This is a genomic window from Lacticaseibacillus chiayiensis (assembly GCF_004123795.1).
Lineage (GTDB): Bacteria > Bacillota > Bacilli > Lactobacillales > Lactobacillaceae > Lacticaseibacillus > Lacticaseibacillus chiayiensis.
Genome location: NZ_MSSM01000107.1, coordinates 1 through 735, shown reverse-complemented (window position 1 = coordinate 735; position 735 = coordinate 1). Strand labels below are relative to the sequence as shown.

Here is a 735-nt window from a genome sequence, read left to right as displayed (position 1 = left end):
TATCGAACGATTAAGGGACGACTGGCTAAGGCCCAACGTGTTTTGTCGCGCCGTGCCCGAAGGGCAAAGAAAGAGCATCGACCGTTACGTAACAGTAAGAATTACCAAAAACAGCGCTTGGTAGTTGCTAAGATTCATGCACAGATTCTAGATCGGCGTAAGAACTTCTTGCACAACGTCTCAACCACACTAATCAAGAACCATGATTTAGTGGTTGCAGAGGAATTGCGAAGTAAGAACTTACTAAAAAATCATGCCTTGGCAATGAGTATCGCAGACGTAGGCTGGCGTACCTTCTTAGGCATGCTAACTTACAAGGCTGACCTTTATGGTCGCCAGTTTGTAACGGTCAATCCTAGGAATACCACTCAAACCTGTCATAGTTGCGACTTCGTAATGGGAACCGAAGGCACTGATAAGCTGACGCTTGCTGATCGAGAATGGACGTGTCCTAAATGCCGTACCCATCACGTTCGCGATCACAATGCCGCGCAGAACATACTGATCAAAGGTATTGCTAAATTAGCCTGATTAGGCTCGTCCCTATGGCAACCTGGGGACGCTAAAGGCACTGGTAATTGCCGTGTAAGACAAAGCAGTTCTACGAACTGCCTGCAGTGGTGTATCTGTGCAAATTGTGATTCAAGCGCTCGTAAGAAGGGTGTTTGCTCACAAGCCACTGACTTTAGTCAGTGGTGGTTGACAATTATAGTAACCATACTGCGAATCCAAACA

General features: G+C 46.5%; 1 protein-coding gene. It reads left to right on the top strand.

The window, feature by feature from the left end; translation table 11 throughout:
• Nucleotides 1-531: RNA-guided endonuclease TnpB family protein (locus BVJ53_RS14850; protein ID WP_137296011.1), on the top strand; the 531-nt coding region annotated here is incomplete at its 5' end.
• Nucleotides 532-735: the final 204 nt, after the last annotated feature.